The 18035-nt window shown below is 67.1% G+C and carries 18 protein-coding genes; 7 read left to right on the top strand and 11 right to left on the bottom strand.

Annotation, left to right across the window (positions count from 1 at the left end; all coding sequences use genetic code 11):
- Positions 1 to 4: 4 nt before the first annotated feature.
- Entirely contained in the window at positions 5 to 1087 is a 1083-nt protein-coding gene (locus ABQF30_RS03900; RefSeq protein ID WP_448461234.1) for a ferredoxin reductase, read from the bottom strand.
- A gap of 71 nt (positions 1088 to 1158) precedes the next feature.
- Here ABQF30_RS03900 and ABQF30_RS03895 point away from each other — a divergent pair, with 71 nt between their 5' ends.
- Positions 1159 to 1833, top strand: a complete 675-nt coding sequence (locus tag ABQF30_RS03895; RefSeq protein WP_448461232.1) for a TetR family transcriptional regulator — start codon at positions 1159 to 1161, stop codon at positions 1831 to 1833.
- Between the two features lie 9 nt (positions 1834 to 1842).
- Complete coding sequence (locus ABQF30_RS03890) at positions 1843 to 2631, top strand: enoyl-CoA hydratase/isomerase family protein (protein WP_448461230.1); 789 nt, start codon at positions 1843 to 1845, stop codon at positions 2629 to 2631.
- Here ABQF30_RS03890 and ABQF30_RS03885 read toward each other — a convergent pair.
- Positions 2600 to 3370 (bottom strand): SDR family NAD(P)-dependent oxidoreductase, encoded by a 771-nt coding sequence (locus tag ABQF30_RS03885; RefSeq protein WP_448461228.1) that lies wholly within the window; start codon positions 3368 to 3370, stop codon positions 2600 to 2602. The two genes, ABQF30_RS03890 and ABQF30_RS03885, sit on opposite strands and share 32 nt — an antisense overlap.
- A 96-nt stretch (positions 3371 to 3466) precedes the next feature.
- On the opposite strand from ABQF30_RS03885, the gene ABQF30_RS03880 reads away from it, so the two are divergent.
- Entirely contained in the window at positions 3467 to 4057 is a 591-nt protein-coding gene (locus ABQF30_RS03880) for an Rv1733c family protein (RefSeq protein ID WP_448461226.1), read from the top strand.
- Positions 4058 to 4063: 6 nt separating this feature from the next.
- On the opposite strand, the gene ABQF30_RS03875 is transcribed toward ABQF30_RS03880, so the two are convergent.
- On the bottom strand, positions 4064 to 4390 hold the full coding sequence (locus tag ABQF30_RS03875; RefSeq protein ID WP_448461224.1) for an RNA-binding protein: 327 nt from the start codon (positions 4388 to 4390) through the stop codon (positions 4064 to 4066).
- A 513-nt stretch (positions 4391 to 4903) separates the two neighbouring features.
- Here ABQF30_RS03875 and ABQF30_RS03870 point away from each other — a divergent pair.
- Positions 4904 to 6697: a glycoside hydrolase family 2 protein gene (locus tag ABQF30_RS03870; protein ID WP_448463421.1), complete on the top strand. Its 1794-nt coding sequence runs from the start codon at positions 4904 to 4906 to the stop codon at positions 6695 to 6697.
- Here the strand turns inward: ABQF30_RS03870 and ABQF30_RS03865 are convergent.
- From ABQF30_RS03865 to ABQF30_RS03855, 3 genes are read right to left on the bottom strand one after another with little or no spacing between them, the layout of a single operon-like run.
- A complete protein-coding gene (locus ABQF30_RS03865) occupies positions 6694 to 7593 on the bottom strand; it encodes a pseudouridine synthase (protein ID WP_448461222.1) in 900 nt (299 codons plus the stop codon). The two genes, ABQF30_RS03870 and ABQF30_RS03865, sit on opposite strands and share 4 nt — an antisense overlap.
- Positions 7590 to 9335, bottom strand: a complete 1746-nt coding sequence (locus tag ABQF30_RS03860) for a glycerol-3-phosphate dehydrogenase/oxidase (protein ID WP_448461220.1) — start codon at positions 9333 to 9335, stop codon at positions 7590 to 7592. The genes ABQF30_RS03865 and ABQF30_RS03860 overlap by 4 nt, the downstream gene beginning before the upstream one ends.
- A gap of 45 nt (positions 9336 to 9380) precedes the next feature.
- Positions 9381 to 10796 (bottom strand): NAD(P)H-quinone dehydrogenase, encoded by a 1416-nt coding sequence (locus tag ABQF30_RS03855; RefSeq protein ID WP_448461218.1) that lies wholly within the window; start codon positions 10794 to 10796, stop codon positions 9381 to 9383.
- A gap of 41 nt (positions 10797 to 10837) precedes the next feature.
- Here ABQF30_RS03855 and ABQF30_RS03850 point away from each other — a divergent pair, with 41 nt between their 5' ends.
- Complete coding sequence (locus ABQF30_RS03850; RefSeq protein ID WP_448461216.1) at positions 10838 to 11305, top strand: gamma-glutamylcyclotransferase family protein; 468 nt, start codon at positions 10838 to 10840, stop codon at positions 11303 to 11305.
- A gap of 67 nt (positions 11306 to 11372) precedes the next feature.
- Here ABQF30_RS03850 and ABQF30_RS03845 read toward each other — a convergent pair whose 3' ends face one another.
- The 4 genes from ABQF30_RS03845 to ABQF30_RS03830 all read right to left on the bottom strand — a co-directional run bounded on the left by ABQF30_RS03845 (position 11373) and on the right by ABQF30_RS03830 (position 15411).
- Positions 11373 to 12260 (bottom strand): type IV toxin-antitoxin system AbiEi family antitoxin, encoded by an 888-nt coding sequence (locus ABQF30_RS03845; protein ID WP_448461214.1) that lies wholly within the window; start codon positions 12258 to 12260, stop codon positions 11373 to 11375.
- A gap of 172 nt (positions 12261 to 12432) precedes the next feature.
- Positions 12433 to 12912, bottom strand: coding sequence for an SRPBCC family protein (locus tag ABQF30_RS03840; RefSeq protein WP_448461212.1), 480 nt, complete (start codon positions 12910 to 12912; stop codon positions 12433 to 12435).
- A gap of 148 nt (positions 12913 to 13060) precedes the next feature.
- Positions 13061 to 14230, bottom strand: coding sequence for an amidohydrolase (locus ABQF30_RS03835; protein WP_448461210.1), 1170 nt, complete (start codon positions 14228 to 14230; stop codon positions 13061 to 13063).
- On the bottom strand, positions 14227 to 15411 hold the full coding sequence (locus ABQF30_RS03830; protein WP_448461209.1) for a M20 family metallopeptidase: 1185 nt from the start codon (positions 15409 to 15411) through the stop codon (positions 14227 to 14229). The genes ABQF30_RS03835 and ABQF30_RS03830 overlap by 4 nt, the downstream gene beginning before the upstream one ends.
- A 47-nt stretch (positions 15412 to 15458) precedes the next feature.
- On the opposite strand from ABQF30_RS03830, the gene ABQF30_RS03825 reads away from it, so the two are divergent.
- Positions 15459 to 16241, top strand: a complete 783-nt coding sequence (locus tag ABQF30_RS03825) for a purine-nucleoside phosphorylase (RefSeq protein WP_448461207.1) — start codon at positions 15459 to 15461, stop codon at positions 16239 to 16241.
- Here the strand turns inward: ABQF30_RS03825 and ABQF30_RS03820 are convergent.
- The gene (locus ABQF30_RS03820; RefSeq protein ID WP_448461205.1) at positions 16221 to 16781 is read right to left on the bottom strand and encodes a TetR/AcrR family transcriptional regulator; all 561 of its coding nucleotides are present in this window, start codon (positions 16779 to 16781) and stop codon (positions 16221 to 16223) included. The two genes, ABQF30_RS03825 and ABQF30_RS03820, sit on opposite strands and share 21 nt — an antisense overlap.
- A gap of 96 nt (positions 16782 to 16877) precedes the next feature.
- On the opposite strand from ABQF30_RS03820, the gene ABQF30_RS03815 reads away from it, so the two are divergent.
- The gene (locus ABQF30_RS03815) at positions 16878 to 18014 is read left to right on the top strand and encodes an FAD-dependent oxidoreductase (RefSeq protein WP_448461203.1); all 1137 of its coding nucleotides are present in this window, start codon (positions 16878 to 16880) and stop codon (positions 18012 to 18014) included.
- Positions 18015 to 18035 lie beyond the last annotated feature (21 nt).

The raw sequence follows: 18035 nt of genomic DNA, 5'->3' as shown, positions 1-18035 counted from the left end.
CGGATCAGAGGTCGATAGCGACGTCACCGACGGGTGCGGTAACGCAGATCTGGATGTCTTCGCAGTCGGCGCTGGACACCGCGCCGGTGATCAGGTTGCGCACCGAACCGCGAGTCTTGAACCGCGTGCAGCTGTGGCAGATACCCATCCGGCATCCGCTCTCCGGCGTCAGGCCGGCGGCCTCGGCCTGCACCAGCAGCGGCCGGCCGTCATCGACGACCTCGATGCCACTCGCAGCGAATGCGACTGTGCCACCCGTGGAGTCGGCGGGAACCGTGAAGGTGGGCGGTACGAAGCTTTCCGACCTGACGTTGCGGCAGTGCTCCCGAACCGCGTCGACGAGCGCGGGCGGCCCGCACGCGTACACGGCGTCGGCCTCACCCGCCGGCTCACCCGAGAAAGCGGCGGCCAGGTGCGCCGGCCCGAAGTGACCGTCCACGTCGGCGGCGTCAGCGCTGCGGGTATAGCCGTGCAGCACCCGCACCCCGCGCATCGCGTCCAGTTCGTCGCGGTAGCAGGCCTCCTCGGCGCTACGCGCATAGTGCACGAATGCGATCTCGCCGGTGAACGCCTGTGCACGCAGCGTGCGCAACATGGACATCACCGGGGTGATGCCACTGCCGCCGGAGACGAACAGGATGCGAGAAGGCCGCTGCTCGGGGAGCACGAAGTCGCCGCCCACCGAGTCGAGCCCGAGCACCATGCCCGGGTAGGCGTGGTCGCACAGGTAGTTCGAGACCAGACCGCCGTCATGACGGCCGATGGTCAGCTCGATGTGTCGAGACCCTTCGGCGCTGGCCGGTGAGTAGCACCGCGTCCGGCGTCTGCCGTTGATCTCGACGGAAAGATTGATGTGCTGGCCCGCCTTGAAGCCGGTGAACGCCGCATTGGGTCCCAGGGTCAGCGTGACGCTGCGGGGCGTCTGCCGCCGTACCGCCACCACCTTGGCGCGGGCATCGCCACGCGTCCAGGTCGGCTCGACCAGTTCGGTGTAGCGATCCACCCCGTGCGGGCCGGTGAGCAGGTTCGCCAACGCGCTCACCCGCCGACCGGCGAGTACACGCTTGGTCAAAGTTTGAGTGAACATGTGTACACCTTGCGCGCTTACAGCCGCCGCTGTCAATGATAAAATCGCAGTGTGTGGTACGGTTCACATCAGTGAACACACGTACGCCCACTTCCCGAACACGACGCGCAGAATCGTCGCGTTCGCGAGTAGCCCTGACCAGGGACGAACGCAAAGAAGCCACGCGTCGGGCAATCATCGCCGCCGCGCTCAACCTCCTGAAGGACCGCAGTTTCAGCGGGCTGAGCCTGCGGGAGGTGACCCGCGAGGCCGGCATCGTGCCCGCGGCGTTCTACCGGCACTTCGATTCGATGGAAGCGCTCGGCCTGGTGCTCATCGACGAATCGTTCCGGTCATTACGGGACATGCTGCGCGGCGCCCGGGCCGGGAAGATCGACCCGAATCACATCATCGAATCCTCGGCCGAGATCCTCGTCGGCACTTTCAACGAACGTCGCGAACACTGGCGATTCATCGCGCGCGAACGCTCCAGCGGGGTTTCGGTGTTGCGGTACGCGATTCGCACCGAGATCCGGCTGATCACTTCTGAGCTCGCCATCGACCTGGCCCGCTTCCCCGGGCTCAAGGACTGGAGCAGCGAGGATCTCAACATCCTGGCGAGCTTGTTCGTCAACGCCATGATCTCGGTCACCGAGGCCTTAGAAGACGCGGGCGACGAGCAGGCAATCGATGCCATCCACCGCACCGCCGTCAAACAATTGCGAATGATCGCCGTAGGCGTCCAGGGATGGCACAGCGCAGACTAAGGTCCGCGTATGCCGCCCGCACAGCCCCTCGAGCTGACCTACCCGCGCCCGGAAATCGCCGTCGTCACCCTCAACCGGCCGGACAAACTCAACGCGCTCTCCTACGAACTGGTGGAGGGCCTGCACGCGACCCTCGACGACATTGCCGCCAACAATGACTGCCGGGTCGTAGTGCTCACCGGAGCGGGCCGCGGCTTCTGCTCGGGACTGGACTTGAGCGCCCCGAATCCGCCGGATGCCGGTGGCGGCACGGAGTTTCCGCGCTCCGGGATGCGCTGGCAGGAACGGATCGCCAACCTGACGGTCAAACTCCATCGGCTGCGCCAGCCGGTCATCGCCGCGGTCAACGGGCCGGCCTACGGAGGCGGGTTCGCGCTCGCCGCCGCCAGCGACATCCGGTTGGCCTCCGAATCGGCCCGGTTCTGCACGCAATTCATCAAACTGGGCATCGGCGGCTGCGACATCGGGGTCAGCTACACGCTTCCTCGAATCATCGGTGCCGGCCCGGCATTCGACATGATCCTGACGGCGCGCACCGTCGACGCAATGGAGGCCCTGCGCCTTGGCCTGGTCACCCGGGTGTGCGGAAATGTGGTCGAGGACGCGCTGGATATGGCGGAAACGCTTTGCGGCTACGGCAAATTCGGCCTGGAGTCCACGAAACAGGTGTTGTGGGCCAACCTCGACGCGGGCTGCCTGGAAACGGCGCTGCAGGTGGAGAACCGCAGCCAGATCCTCGCGTCCGCCGGCGGCGGACTGCAGGAGTTCAGCGAGGCGTTCCGCCACCGTCCACGATGATCACCTGTCCGGTCACATAACTCCCGGCATCCGAGCACAGCAACAACGCCGCGCCGACCATCTCGTCCGGCGTGGCCAGCCGCTTCATCAGTGTTCCGCCGACCATGTGGTCGATCGCCTCCTGCGGGTTGTTCCGCATCATGTCGGTGTCGACCGGTCCCGGCGCCATCGCGTTCACCCGGATGCCGAACGGGCTGAACTCGGCCGCCATGGACCGGGTGACCGACATCAGCGCGGCCTTGCCGGAGGCGTAGATGGACAGTGCGGGTGCGAAGTTGAACGCGCCGACCGACACCATGTTCAGCACGGCAGGCGTGGCGCTGGCTTTCAGGTGCGGCAACGCGTGCTGCACCAGGAACACCGGTCCGCGCAGGTTCACCTCGAAGGACTTGGCCCAGGCCTCCGGAGTCATCTGGCCGAACGGCTGAGCAAGCGCGTTGGCGGCGTTGTTCACCACGACGTCGACGCCGCCGAACTCCGACACGGTCCGCTCCACCAGCGCTCCCAGGTCGTCGACATTGCCGCTGTGGGTCGGTACGCCGATCGCCTCGCCACCTAGCTCGCGCAGATGCGCGGCCGCCGACTGGCAGGCGTCGGCCTTGCGGCTGGCAACCACTACCCGTGCGCCGGCGAGCACGAAACCCTCGGCGAGCGCCAACCCGATCCCACGCGTGCCACCGGTGACGATCACGGTGCGATCGGTCATATCGAAGAGGCGATCAAACTTCTGGCGGTCCACCCGGTCAGTAGAACACGTTCTAGCCAGATGTGATGTTGGCCTCCGGCAACCAAAAGTGGCTGGCATCTCAGGCCGCCACAGTGCCAGCATGGAAACATGGCCGAAACACGCCCACACCGCCGCTGGTGGGTGTTGCGTGCCCTCGGAAAGAACCCACTGGTTCGGCCCGCCGACCGCGTCGAGGCACTGACTGTCGTGGTCGCCATGGCCGCCATTGTTCTGGTGATTCCGTTCGCCATCGGCGTTGGCGTGGACGTGTACGGGAACAGTCTTCGGGCAGCCGCCGACCAGGCACAGACCCGCGTCCCGATCAAGGCGACCGTCACCGAAGATCCGATTCCCGTGGCCGACGAAACCGGCGGCACGATCGTCGACATCAAGTGGACCGCCGCCGGAACCCAGCACACCGGGGTGATCCGGCCGTCTCACTCGGTCAGCAAAGGCGACCAGGTGGACGTCTGGGTCGACGCGCAGGGTCGTCGCGTTCCGCCGCCCATCAGCCCGTCGACCGCAACCGCGTATGGGGCTTCAACTGCGGCGGCGGTGTGGCTGGGCACCGTCGTTCTATGCGGAATCGTCATCGCGGCGGCACGCAGGCTGTTGAACCGCTTCCGTGCGCAGGCGTGGTCGGCTGAACTTCACGTGCTGCTGGACCGCGGTGACGGCAGGACCAAGTGGCCCCATTAGCCGTCCCTACACGCAACCGCTGATGCTGATGCGCCGGCCGACGTTGGCACACACGGTGATATTCGGCGGCGAGGGCGGCACGTAGGCCGGCGGGGGCGGTGGTGGTGCACCCGGCGGCGGTGGTGGTGCACCCGGCGGCGGTGGTGGCGGGGCCAATGCGTCGTTGAGTTCGTAGAGCGGGTCGGAGCAACCGGTGACATCGACGTGACGGCCGCCGATCGAACCGCAGATGGCGTCGGCGGACGGAGCGGTGACCAACGAAAGCCCTGAAAGACCTGAAAGACCCCCGGTGAACAGCAGCGCCGCCGCGCACGAGGCCCATAGTTTTCGCACCCGTTCATGCTGCGCCCTGCAGAGCTGCGCCGCCACCACTATCGCAAAGTCGCCGCGCTGCGGCCGCCGATGAACCCAGGTAGCCTGCTATCGGACCACAGGATGCGCCGCCGTGCTGCACATATTTGCCACTGCGACCGGAAAGCATCCCTGGAAGCCCGGATCGGGCGTCGCCAGTTTGCCAGGGCTACCTCTGCGCTCACGGTTTAGTGAGACGTATGGCGTTGCCGTATATTGCAATTGGTGTCTTGACACGCCGAGGCGATCATTTGAGATCGTGACTCGTGGAACCGTGCGTAACGATGCGGGCCGCTCGCCCGATACGTTTGCTGCAGGCTAACGCGCAGGGTCAGGCCCCCGCCGCACGTCGGCCTTACCGGATTTCAACCTTGGGGGTGGTGAATGACTGCTGAAGCACAGCACGGTGACCGCCACTGGTGGATGTTGGGAATGACGCGCACGCAGCTTCGACGATTCGCGATTGTGGCCCTGGTACAGGTGGCCGGTTTCGCGATGGTGCACACGACGGCGGGCGCCGTCGAGATCTGGCACCGGAAGAAGCCGCCCTTGTCCACGCCGTGGACTCACCTGGTGGAGCCGGGAAATGCCCTGCCCGAATATCCGCGTCCGCAGATGGCGCGTACGCGTTGGCTGAATCTCAACGGCGGGTGGGGATACACGGGCCGGTCGATGCAGGATGCCGAGCAACCGGCACCGTCGGCCGGCGAGTACGACGAGCGGATCCTCGTCCCGTATCCCACCGAGTCGGCGCTCTCGGGCATCCAGCGCCACGACGATCAAATGTGGTATCGCAAGCTGTTCAAGGTACCGGCGGCCTGGCGCGGCCAACGCGTGCTGCTGCACTTCGGCGCGGTCGACCAGATCGCCACCGTCTGGGTGAACAACAAGCAGGTGGCTCATCACGAAGGCGGATACACCGAGTTCAGCGCGGACATCACCGATGAGCTGCGATGGTCGGGCGTCCAGCAGCTGACCGTGCGGGTCGAAGACCGCAACGAGGCAGGCGCGTTCCCGGTGGGCAAACAGCGCAACGACCCACGCGGGCTCGCCTACACCGGGGCCTCGGGCATTTGGCAGACCGTGTGGATGGAACCGGTGAGCGACGCGCACATCGAGAAGCTCGACATCACCGCAGACCTGACCGGCTTCGACATCACGCCAAGGGTCTCCGGGACGACGTACCACCGGGCCGAGGTGATCGTCTCGAAGCCGGGCGGCGAGGAAGTGGCGCGTGCCTACGGCAAACCGGGTCAGCGGATGCGTATCCCGGTGCCGGACCCGCACCTGTGGACTCCGGAAGATCCATACCTCTACGACCTGCAAGTCCGGCTGGTGAGTCCGACCCGAAGGGCGACCGACGAGGTCTCCAGCTATGCCGGGTTGCGCACCATCGGCACCGTCAAGGATGCGCAGGGCCGGGCACGAATCGCGCTGAACGGCAAGATCACCTTCCTGCACGGTCCACTGGACCAGGGGTACTGGCCGGACGGGATCTACACCGCACCCACCGACGCGGCGCTCAAGTTCGACCTGGAGCAGATCAAAGCGCTCGGCATGAACTTCGTCCGCAAGCACGCCAAGGTGGAACCCGCCCGGTGGTATTACTGGGCCGACAAGCTCGGGTTGATGGTCTGGCAGGACATGCCGTCTCTGGGCACATCGGTCAACGGTCCGATGACAGGCCCCGAGCCGGACCCGGTTCCCGAAGCGAAGGCGCGCTTCGAGAAGGAGCTGTCGGAAATGGTGGATCAGCTACGCAGCTTCACCTCGATCATCGGCTGGGTTCCGTTCAACGAAGGCTGGGGCGAGTTCGACACAGCCAGGATCGCGAACAAGGTGAAGGCGCAGGACCCCACCCGGATGGTGAACGCGAACAGCGGGGTGAACTGCTGCAAATCGCGGCCTGACAGCTTGGCCGGGGACGTCTATGACGACCACACCTACGTCGGTCCCGTCGGCCCGGAGGTGCGCGACAACCGGGTGATCGTCCAGGGCGAATATGGCGGCCTCGGCCTGGTGCTCGCCGAGAACCGGTGGCCGGGTATACCGGAGGCCTACGAGATGACCGACAGCCGCGCCCGACTGACCCAGCGGTATGTCGAGGTCAGCCACGATGTGGAGAAACTGGTGCACACCAGCGGCTTGTCGGGTGCGATCTACACGCAGACCACCGATGTCGAGAACGAAGTCAACGGGTATATGAGCTATGACCGGCGCCTCGTCAAGCTGGACCTGCCGGTAGTGGCCGAACGCAACCGCGCGGTGATCGCTGTGGGATCGCGTTAAGCGGGCGACAATTCGCGTCTGCTGACGAACACTCTGGGGCGGCCGGTGAGCGGATCCTCGAACGCCAGCCGGTGCGCCAGCAGCTGCAGCGGCCCGCTGAAATCGTCGGCAGCGACGTCGATCACCGTGGGGTAGAACGGATCCCCGCTGATCGGCAACCCGATGGACGCCATGTGCACACGCAATTGGTGGGTGCGGCCGGTATGCGGGGTCAGCCGGTAGACGCCATCGCCGAGTGCCTCCACATAGGTTTCGGCGTTCGGCTCGCCGGGCTCCTCGACGGCTTGTAAATGACCGCGGCGCTTGATGATTCGGCTGGACAAGGTCGCCGGAAGCGGGACCGCCGGAACGCCGTCGGCGTGCGCAAGGTACGTCTTGCTCACCTCGCCGCGCGCGAACAACGTCTGATAGGCCCCGCGCACCTCACGGTGGGTGGTGAACAGCAGCACCCCTGCCGTCAGCCGGTCCAACCGGTGCGCCGGGACCAGTTCCGGCAGGTCCAGCGCGCGACGCAACCGAACCAGGGCGGTCTGTGCGACGTGACCGCCGCGCGGCATCGTGGCCAGGAAATGCGGCTTGTCGACCACGACGATGTCGTCGTCACGGTGCAGGACCGGCATGTCGAACGGAACTTCCACCTCGTCGGGCAGCTCACGGTAGAGGTAGACATAGCTGCCGGCCGGTAGCGTCGTCGTCGCGTCCACAACCGTACCGTCGGCGCAGACAACCTCTCCGGCAAGGACTTTCGCGCCCGATCCGAACCGCCGCTCGAACTCGTCACGCACGTTCACCAGCTCATTCCCGGTCGCCGCGCTCCTGCCCGCCGGACCGTGAACTCGTAATCGCGCCGGCCCCAACCCATCACGAACCGGCAAGGGTGCGGCACGCCGCCTCACTTGAGCGGTACGGGTTCGAGGATCTCGGCGCGCGCCTCCGGCGCGGCCTGCCGCAGCGCGTCGGCGGATTCGTCGTCGGGCTGCTGTTGTGAGCGCACCTCGGCGTCGACCCTGGCGATATAGGTCGCCACCTCCCGGTCGATGTCCTCGTCACTCCAACCCAGAACCGGTGCAACGACTTCGGCGACCTCACGGGCACAGTCGACGCCACGGTGCGGATACTCGATCGAGATCCGCATCCGCCGGGCCAGGATGTCCTCCAGGTGCAGCGCGCCTTCGGCCGCCACCGCATACCAGGCCTCGACCTTGAGGTAGACCGGCGCCTCGGAGATCGGCGCGAGCAGGTCGGGCCGGTCCTGCGCCATCGCGAGCACCTCACCGATCGACGAGCCGTACCGGTCCAGCAGGTGGCGTACCCGGTAGGGATGCAGACCGTAGTGGGAGCCGACATGCTCGGTCTGGTTGATCAGCGCGAAGTAGCCGTCGGCGCCCATCAGCGGGACCTTGTCGGTGATCGACGTCGCCACCCGGGTCGGTACAAATTCCGCAGCGGCGTCGATCGCGTCGGCCGCCATGACCCGGTAGGTGGTGTACTTGCCGCCCGCGATCGCCACCAATCCGGGAGCGGGGACCGCGACGGCGTGCTCGCGCGACAGCTTGGACGTCTCCTCGCTCTCGCCGGCCAGCAACGGCCGCAGCCCCGCGTAGACACCGTCGATGTCGTCGTGGGTCAGCGAGGTGGCCAGCACGGTGTTGACGTGGCCCAGGATGTAGTCGATGTCGGCCTTGGTGGCCGCCGGATGCGCGAGGTCGAGATTCCAGTCCGTGTCGGTGGTGCCGATGATCCAGTGTGTGCCCCACGGGATCACGAACAGCACGGACTTCTCGGTGCGCAGGATGATCGCCACTTCACTGACGATGCGATCGCGTGGCACCACGATGTGCACACCCTTAGACGCGCGGACCCGAAAGCGCCCGCGCTCCTTGGACAATGCCTGGATCTCGTCCGTCCACACGCCGGTGGCGTTGACCACGACATGGCCTTGGACTTCGGTCGTGGCGCCGTTCTCGGAGTCACGCACCTGAACCCCGGTGACACGGTCGCCCTCCCGCAGCAGCGCGACGACTTGCGTCGAAGTCCGTACCACCGCACCGTAATGCGCCGCGGTGCGCGCGACCGTCATGGTGTGCCGGGCGTCGTCGACGACCGTGTCGTAGTAGCGGATCCCCCCGATGAGCGAGCTCCGCTTGAGACCCGGGGCCAGCCGCAGCGCGCCGGCTTTGGTCAGATGCTTTTGCGCCGGAACGGATTTCGCGCCGCCGAGCTGGTCGTAGAGGAAAATCCCCGCCGCCACATAGGGCCGCTCCCACCATCTGTTGGTCAACGGGAACAGGAACGGCAACGGCTTCACCAGATGCGGCGCCAGCGTGGTCAGGGACAGTTCGCGCTCGTGCAGGGCCTCGCGGACCAGGCCGAACTCCAACTGCTCGAGATAGCGCAGCCCGCCGTGGAACATCTTGGAGCTGCGGCTCGACGTGCCCGACGCGAAGTCGCGGGCCTCCACCAGGGCCACCTTGAGCCCACGGGTGGCGGCGTCCAGCGCTGCGCCCGCACCCACCACGCCGCCGCCGATGACCACGACGTCGAACTGCTCTTCACCCAGTTGTTGCCAGGCTCGCGCCCGTTGCTGCGGTCCGAGGAAGGTTTGCCCGTCGCCAGGTGCTGAGATCGGGACAGTCACGTCCCTCAGGCTACGTGGCTCATCCCGCATGTGCCCGCTGCCGGGCTAGTCCAGGTCGTCATGCTTCATCAACTGACGCGCCGCCTCGGTGATCGAACCCGACAGTGACGGGTAGACCGAGAACGTCTGCGCCAGGTCGTCGACGGGAATGCCGTTCTGCACGGCCAGCGCGATGGGCAGGATCAACTCGGAGGCGATCGGCGCGACCACCACACCACCGATGACCACGCCGGTGGCCGGGCGGCAGAAGATCTTGACGAAACCGTGGCTGAGGCTCGACATCTTGGCCCTGGCGTTGGTGTTGAGCGGCAACGTCAGGGTGCGGGCCGGCACTGACCCGTCGTCGATCTTTTCCTGCGGGACGCCGACCGCCGCGATCTCCGGCCGGGTGAACACCGCGGCCGCGACGGTCCGCAGCCGGATCGGGGCCACCGCCTCCCCCAACGCGTGATACATCGCGATCCGGCCCTGCATCGCCGCCACCGAGGCCAGCGGCAGCAGACCGGTGCAGTCGCCGGCCGCGTAGATCCCGGGCACCGTGGTTCGTGACACCCGGTCGACATTGAGGTAGTTGCCCGGCCCCAGCTCGATGCCCACCCGGTCCAGGCCGAGACCCTTCGTGTTGGGCACCGAGCCGACCGTCATCAGGGCGTGGCTGCCCTCGACGGTGCGGCCGTCGGTCATGGTCACGCGCACCTCAGTACCGATCCGGGTCACCGACTCGGCCCTGGCGTTCTTGATGAGCGTGACACCGCGTTCGGCGAACACCTGCTCCAGCACCGCCGCGGCGTCGGAGTCCTCATGCGGCAGGATCTGGTCACGGCTGGCCACGACGGTCACCGTCACGCCGAGCTCGGTGTAGGCGTTGACGAACTCGGCGCCGGTGACGCCGGAGCCCACCACGATGAGATGCTCGGGCAGGATGTCGAGGTCGTAGAGCTGTCGCCAGTTGAGGATGCGCTCGCCGTCCGGTTCGGCGTTGGGCAACACCCGGGGGCTGGCGCCGGTCGCGATCAGCACCACATCCGCGGTCAGTTGGCTGACCTGCCCGTCGGATGCGGTGATCTTGATGCGGTGCTGCGCCATGCCGGGAACGTCGTCGATCAGCTCGCCGCGGCCGTTTATCAGGGCGATGCCCTCGCTGCGCATGCGCTCGGCGATGTCGGTGGATTGCGCGGCGGCCAGCGTCTTGACCCGCTCGTTGATCTGCGGCAGGGAGATCTTGGCCTGCTCTAAATCCAGCGAATACCCCAGGTTGGGGGCTCGCCGCAGCTCGGTCCGCACACCCGTCGACGCGATGAACGTCTTCGAGGGCACGCAGTCCCAGAGCACGCACGCGCCACCGATGCCATCGCAATCGACGACGGTGACCTGAGCAACCTCTGGTCCGCGGGCAGCGGCGACCAGCGCCGCCTCATAGCCGGCGGGGCCGCCGCCGAGGATCACGATGCGGGTTACCACGGCACTAACCTAACGAACTTTGCGCATTAAGCTGTCTAACCGTGCCGCTTTACGCCGCGTATGGATCCAACATGCATCCGGAGCAAATGCTCGAGCGGGCGCCCCATTCACCGATGGCAGGAACGGGGTGGCTCCACGGCTGGCGGCTGACCTTCGGTGGGGAGGACATCGGCTGGGAAGGCGCCTTGGCCACCGTCGTCGAGGACCCGCTGTCGAAGGTGTTCGTGGTGCTCTACGACATGACCCCGTCCGACGAACTGTCCCTGGACCGTTGGGAAGGTTCCGAACTCGGGTTCCACAAGAAGATCCGCTGCCGGGTGGACCGGGTTTCGTCAGACACCGACACCGATCCGGTGCTGGCGTGGTTGTACGTCGTCGACGCCTGGGAGGGCGGCCTGCCCTCGGCCCGCTACATCGGGGTGATGGCCGACGCCGCCGAGATCGCCGGCGCGCCGCCGGAGTACGTGCACGACCTGCGTACCCGTCCCGCCCGCAACATCGGCCCGTAACGTCGTTTCGGCGAGCGTGCGGGTCTGTTGCCCGACACGCCGTATTTTCCCGGCATTTCACGCACACTCACGCCGCGCGAGCGTCACGCAACTGCACGTTGATGCGCGCGACCATCTCGCCTTGCCGGTAATGCACGTCCTCGAACACGATCGCGATGACGCTCCAGCCGACGGCCATCAACGCCGCGGTGCGTCTACGGTCATTGCGCAGCGCTTCGGGATCGCTGTGCCAATCGACGCCGTCATATTCGACAGCCACCCGGTGCTGCGGCCAGGCGAAGTCGAGCCGCCTGAGCTTGCCGTTCCCGTCAATGACCTCGTACTGCAACTCGGGAACGGGCAGTCCGCCGTCGAGCATGACCAGGCGCGCCTCGCTCTCCATCGGCGACTCAGCCCGCGCGTCGGCCAGCGCGATCAGGTTGCGGACCGCGACGATGCCGCGCCGCCCCGCCTGCTCGATCGCGGCGCGCCAAATATCGGCGCGCGTGCAGGTCTCGCTGCGCAGTGCAGCGTCGAGCGTGGCCAACGAACGGGGCCGCTTCAAAGACCGCGCCACTTCCACGGCCGTCCACGCCGGCGCCGTGACGTACCTGCCGTCGACGACAGTCAGCGGAGCGCCGTCGCGCCGATGCACCTTCAACCCGTCGGCCGACCGCAGCTGGCCGCCGGGCGGATTGAGCACGTGAAGGTCGGCCGCGCCCTCGGTGTCGAAGCCATGCATCGCAGCAGCAGTGGCGAGACACACCGGAACCTTTCTGCCGCATGACAAGTCGAGGCCACGCAGACGCAGATCGTCCGTCTGCTCACCCAGGCAATAGATGCCCTGCCACATCCGTTCCAGCACACCTTGATCCACGGCTCGATCGAAGGCGTGCCGGTTGACGCAGTTGAGAATCTGCGCTGTGGTGGCCACGCCGTCCTGACCGTCGAGCAGCCGCATCAGCTGAGAGTTCATGACGACGATCGTCAATGGTGCACAGGCGCTTCGGAAGAAGGAATTTCAGGTTCTGTGGATAACCGACAGGTTGTGCACAATCGCCAGCGGCGAGCGTGCGCGAACTGCCGGTGTTTTGCGGCGTGTCGGGCAACAGACCCGCACGCTCGTGCAGATGAGGACGCCCGCGGAGCTACACCCCAGCTTGCGCCAGCCCGGCGAGGTGCTTGAGGGAGTTGTCGAGGTGCTGCCGGTCGAACGGCGGAAACTCGATGTGATCGCGAGTGTGCGCCGGCACCGCCGACCAGTCATACGTCAGCGTGACCTCCGTCCGGTCGTCGCCGACCGGCTCGAGGTCGTAGCGCCAGATCCACCCGCCCAAGTCGAGATTGGCGTCGTCAGCGCCTTGGCCCGGCTGCCACGCAATCGCGCGCGGCGGCTCGAAGACCTCGACCCGGTTGGCGATCTCGTAGTGCATGCCCCCGTAGTTGCTGTGGTACATCGCCATCCGGAAGACCTGGCCGACTTCGGTCAACCGCTTGCCGTCGAGCGACTCCCGTACCCAGCCGGTGCCGTCGATCGCTTGATGGGTGGTCGGGTCAGCCAGCACATCGAACACGGTTTCGGCGGGCGCGTCGATGACGCAGGTGGATTTCATCGTTTCGTCAGTCATCTCCGTATCGACCGCCGGTGGCTCGGAAACTCATCGCCGCACACTCACGGCCGACGTGCGTTCGCGAACTGCCGGTGTTTTGCGGCGTGTTGGGCAACAGACCCGCACACTCGCGGTGCTAGGTGAGGCTCGCGGTGCGACGAGACAACTAGGAAGCGGCGACGATGTTGACCATGGTGTGCACGCCCACGCCTAAAGCGCGCTCGTCGATGTCGAACGTCGGCTGATGTAGATCCAACTGCGGACCCTGGCCGCTCCACACACCCAACCGCGCCATCGCGCCGGGCACTTCTTCGAGATACCAGGAGAAGTCCTCGCCACCGCCGGACTGGTGGGTGTCGGCGAGCACGTCGGGGCCGATGGCCTCAATGGCGTGGGTGAGGATTCGCGTCGACACCTCTTCGTTGACGACGGGTGGGACACCGCGCCGGTAGTTCAGGCTGTGGTCGATGTTCAGCGGCGCCAGCAACGCCGTAACCGTTTCCTCCACAATGGATTCCAGCGTCAACCAGGTATCGCGGCTCGCGGTCCGGATGGTCCCGGCCAGGGTGCCGATCTGCGGGATCGCGTTGGCAGCCACCCCGGCATTGACCGCGCCCCACACCATGACGGTGTCGTGGCGGGGGTCGATGCGACGGGACAACACCCCGGGCAACCCGGTGATCAATGTGCCGAGCCCATAGACGAGATCGCCGGTCAGGTGTGGGCGCGAGGTGTGCCCGCCCGGTGAGTGCAGGGTGATCTCGACCGAATCGGCAGCCGAGGTGATGGGGCCCGGCGTGGTGGCCACCCGCCCGACCCGCAGCCGTGGGTCGCAGTGCAGCGCGTAGATCCGGGACACCCCGGCCAACACTCCGGCGGCGATGGCATCGATCGCGCCGCCCGGCATCAGCTCCTCGGCGGCCTGGAAGATCAGCCGCACGCCCACCGGCAGTTCCGGAGCAGACGCCAATGTCAGCGCGGTGCCGACCAGCACCGCGGTGTGGGCATCGTGACCGCAGGCGTGTGCGACGTTGGGCACGGTCGACGCGTACGGCGCACCGGTACGGTCGGCCATCGGCAGGGCGTCCATGTCGGCACGCAGCGCGATCCGCGGACCGTCCTCGGGGCCGAAGTCGCAGGTCAGCCCGGTTCCGCCGGGCAGGACCTTGGGATTGAGGCCAGCCTCGGCGAGGAGGCGGGCGACGTACTCCGTGGTGGCGAACTCCTGGCGCCCCAGCTCCGGGTGCGCGTGGATATGCCGTCGCCACGACACCATCTCGTCGTAGTGGGCACTCAGCCAGCGGGCGGTGATCGCGCCCAGATCCACTGCACTCATGACGCTGCCCGCCGACTCTGGGCTTCCAGCACGCGATCCCGCTCGGACGGCGTCTCGGCCAATCGAACCACGGTGCGGGCCAACATGATTGCGCCTTCCACGACGGCCTTGTCGGCGCTCGGCCCTGCCGCCGCCGCGGTGAACGCCGGCTGGTGGATGGCCGCCCCGCCGGCGTCGATTCCGATCACCGGATGGATACCGGGCATCACCTTGGTTACATTGCCCATATCGGTACTGCCCAGCGGCACACTGGCTTCCACACTTTCGGGCAGCGGATCACGACCGAGCCTCACCATTTCCGCGCGGATCGTCTCCGACAGCCACGGGTCGGGCACCAGCTCGGCATACGCCGGCGCCGACTCGGTCACCAGATGTTCGCACCCCGTCGCCACCGCACCGGCCGCGAAACATCCGGCCATCCGGCCTTCCAGCTCGTGCAGCGCCGCCAGGTCGGTGGCCCGCATCGTGTAGCGCATCTCGGCGCGGCCGGGAATGACGTTGGTCGCCTCGCCGCCGTGGGTGACGATGCCGTGCACCATCTGTCCGGGCATCAGCTGCTGACGCAACAGTCCGATCGCCACCTGCGCGACGGTGACCGCGTCGGCGGCGTTGACCCCGAGGTACGGGGCGACGGCAGCGTGCGATTCCCGGCCCGTGTAGCCGACGGTGACCTCCGACAGCGCCAGCGACCGGGCGGCGGCGATATCCACCGGGCCGGGATGCAGCATCACGGTGGCGGCGATGTCGTCGAAGGTTCCGGCGTTGAGCAACAACACCTTTCCGCCGCCGAACTCCTCGGCCGGAGTGCCGACGAGCACGACCGTCAGACCGAGTTCGTCGGCCACGTCGGCCAACGCCAGTGCCGTGCCGACGGCAGAGGCAGCGATGATGTTGTGCCCGCACGCGTGCCCGATCTCCGGCAGCGCGTCGTACTCGGCGCACACCCCGACCACCAGCGGCCCGCTGCCATACGAGGCCCGGAACGCGGTGTCGAGCCCGCCGGGCGACGCGGTCATCTCGAACCCGTACTCGGCCACGAGCGCCTGGGTCTTGGCGCAGCTGCGGTGCTCAGCGAATGCCAGCTCCGGCTCGGCGTGGATGGAGTGCGACAACTCGATGAGGTCGCCACGGCGCCGGTTGACGGCGTCCTCGACATCAAGCGAGGCGGTGGCGGTGGGCATTCTCGCAGTATCTCACTGGCCGTTTGTGACGGTTAAGCTCGCCTATCGTGACCGACAGCCAGGCTGGATCCGAAGCGATCGCCGAGCGCACCGGCGTCGACCACCACGATGTCGCGGTCATCCTCGGCTCCGGCTGGGCACCCGCGGTCGCTGAGCTGGGTGATCCGGTTGCGGTGGTGCCGATGGCGGAGGTGCCCGGTTTCACGCCGCCGAGCGCCGCAGGGCACGGCGGCCAGGTGCTCTCGGTCCGCATCGCCGCCCATCGGGTCCTGGTGCTGGTCGGCCGTATCCACGCCTATGAGGGCCATGACCTGCAGAACGTCGTTCATCCGGTGCGCACGGCAGCGGCGACGGGTGTGCGCACGGTGGTGCTGACCAATGCCGCCGGCGGCTTGCGCGAGGAATATGAGGTCGGCCAACCGGTGCTGATCAGCGACCATCTCAACCTCACCGCGCGGTCCCCCCTGGTCGGCGCACAGTTCGTCGATCTGGTCGACGCCTACTCACCGCGACTGCGTGCGCTGGCCCGCGAGATCGATCCAGCGCTGGCCGAAGGCGTCTACGCCGGGTTGCCCGGCCCGCAATACGAAACCCCGGCCGAGATCCGGATGCTGCGCACCCTGGGCGCCGATCTGGTCGGCATGTCGACGGTGCACGAGACGATCGCGGCCCGCGCGGCCGGTCTCGAGGTGTTCGGGGTGTCGATGGTGACGAACCTGGCCGCGGGGATGACGGGCCAACCGCTGAGCCATGCCGAGGTGCTGGAGGCCGGCCGTCAGTCCGCGACCCGGATGGGCACGCTGCTGGCGTCAGTCATTGCCCGAATCTGACACGAGGTAGCGCTGCAGCGTGGGCCCGATCCAGTCGACGACATCCTGGCGGGTCATCTCCACCAACGGTGGGAACGCCAGGACGTAGCGGCACAGCGCCATGCCGAGCACCTGCGACGCGGCCAGGCTGGCGCGCTGCGGGGTGTCGGCCGCTTGGCCCGTCGTCTTCGCGATGACCGGGGCGAGTTGCACGGCGAATATCGTCCGCATGCGTTCTGCCACAGCCTCATTCGTGACACCGGCCCGCAACAGGATCAGCAGCGCCTCGTCGCGCTCCCAACGTTCGAGGAAATGGGCGGCCAACGCGGCACCGATCTGCTCGCGCGGCACCTCGGCCAGATCCGGCAGTTCCAGGTCGAATTCGGCGGCGGCGGCGAACAACCGTTCCTTGTTGCCGTAGTAGCGCATCACCATCGCGGGGTCGATCCCGGCGTCGGCCGCGATGGCACGGATGGTGCTCCGCTCGTAGCCGTCGGCGGCGAACCGCTCGCGCGCCGCAGCCAGGATGACGGACTTGGTCTCGGCTGCCGGTCGTCTCATGTCACCAAGTGTAGGCCAACAAGTGTTGACATCAGCTCAGTACGCGCCTACCTTGAAGTCAACAAGCGTTGACCAACAGGTGACATAGGAGCTGAGATGAACACAGACGTCCTGATCGTCGGAGCAGGGCCCGTCGGGCTGACCGCGGCCATCGTGCTCACCCAACGTGGTCACGACGTGACCGTCGTCGACAGCCAAGCCGAGGGAGCCAATACGTCGCGGGCCGCTGTCGTCCACCCGCACACCCTCGAGCTGCTCGAGCCCTACGGCGTCGTCGACGATCTCGTCGGACGCGGCGTGCACACCCCGACCTTCGCCATCCGCGACCGCGACGACCTCCTGATCGCGGTGCCGTTCAGCGAACTGCCCACCCGCTACCCCTACACCCTGATGATCTCCCAGGCTGATACCGAAGCCTTCCTGCTCAAGCGGCTCGAAGAGCTCGGCGGCAAGGTCATCCGGCCCACCACCGTGACCGCGATCTGCCAAGACCACACGCACACGGTCGCCACGTTCGCCGATGGTCAGGAGATCCGCGCCCGCTACCTGATCGGGGCCGACGGCATGCACAGCACGGTCCGCGAACAGGCCGGCATCGTGTTCAGCGGTGACACCTACGCCGAATCATTCGTCCTCGCAGACGTGCACCTTTCCGGCGGCGTACCGGCGGACGAGGTCATCCTGTACTTCTCCCCGGCCGGCCTGGTCGTCGTCGCACCGCTGCCCGATGGGATGTACCGCATCGTCGCCACCGTGGATGACGCGCCACAGCATCCTGACGTCCCGTTCGTGCAATCCCTGTTAGACCAACGCGGCCCCATCGCCCACCCCGCTGTCGTCGAGAACGTGGTGTGGGGCTCCCGGTTCCGCGTCCATCACCGCATCGCCGATTCGTTCCGCGACAACCGGATCCTGCTCGCCGGCGATGCCGCACATGTGCACTCACCGGCCGGCGGGCAGGGCATGAACCTCGGCATCGAGGATGCCGTCGAGCTCGGGGAACGCCTGTCGCGGGTGCTCGCCGGGGAACCTGAGAGCCTGCTCGACGAATACGCCACCGACCGGCACCGCACCGCCGAACGCATCGTGTCGATGGCCGGCCGGCTCACCGACCTGGCCACCACCTCCGCGCGCCGCCGTCCGATCCGCAACCGCGTCATGCGCCTGGCAGGCAAGTTCCCCGCCGTACGCCGCGCACTCGCCTGGCGACTGTCCGGCCTCGACCGCCGCTGAAACCGATTTGAATCAGGAAGG

The organism is Mycolicibacterium sp. XJ870 (assembly GCF_053483975.1).
The sequence above is the reverse complement of the archived record's forward strand: the minus strand, read 5'-3'. Positions and strand labels throughout refer to the sequence as shown.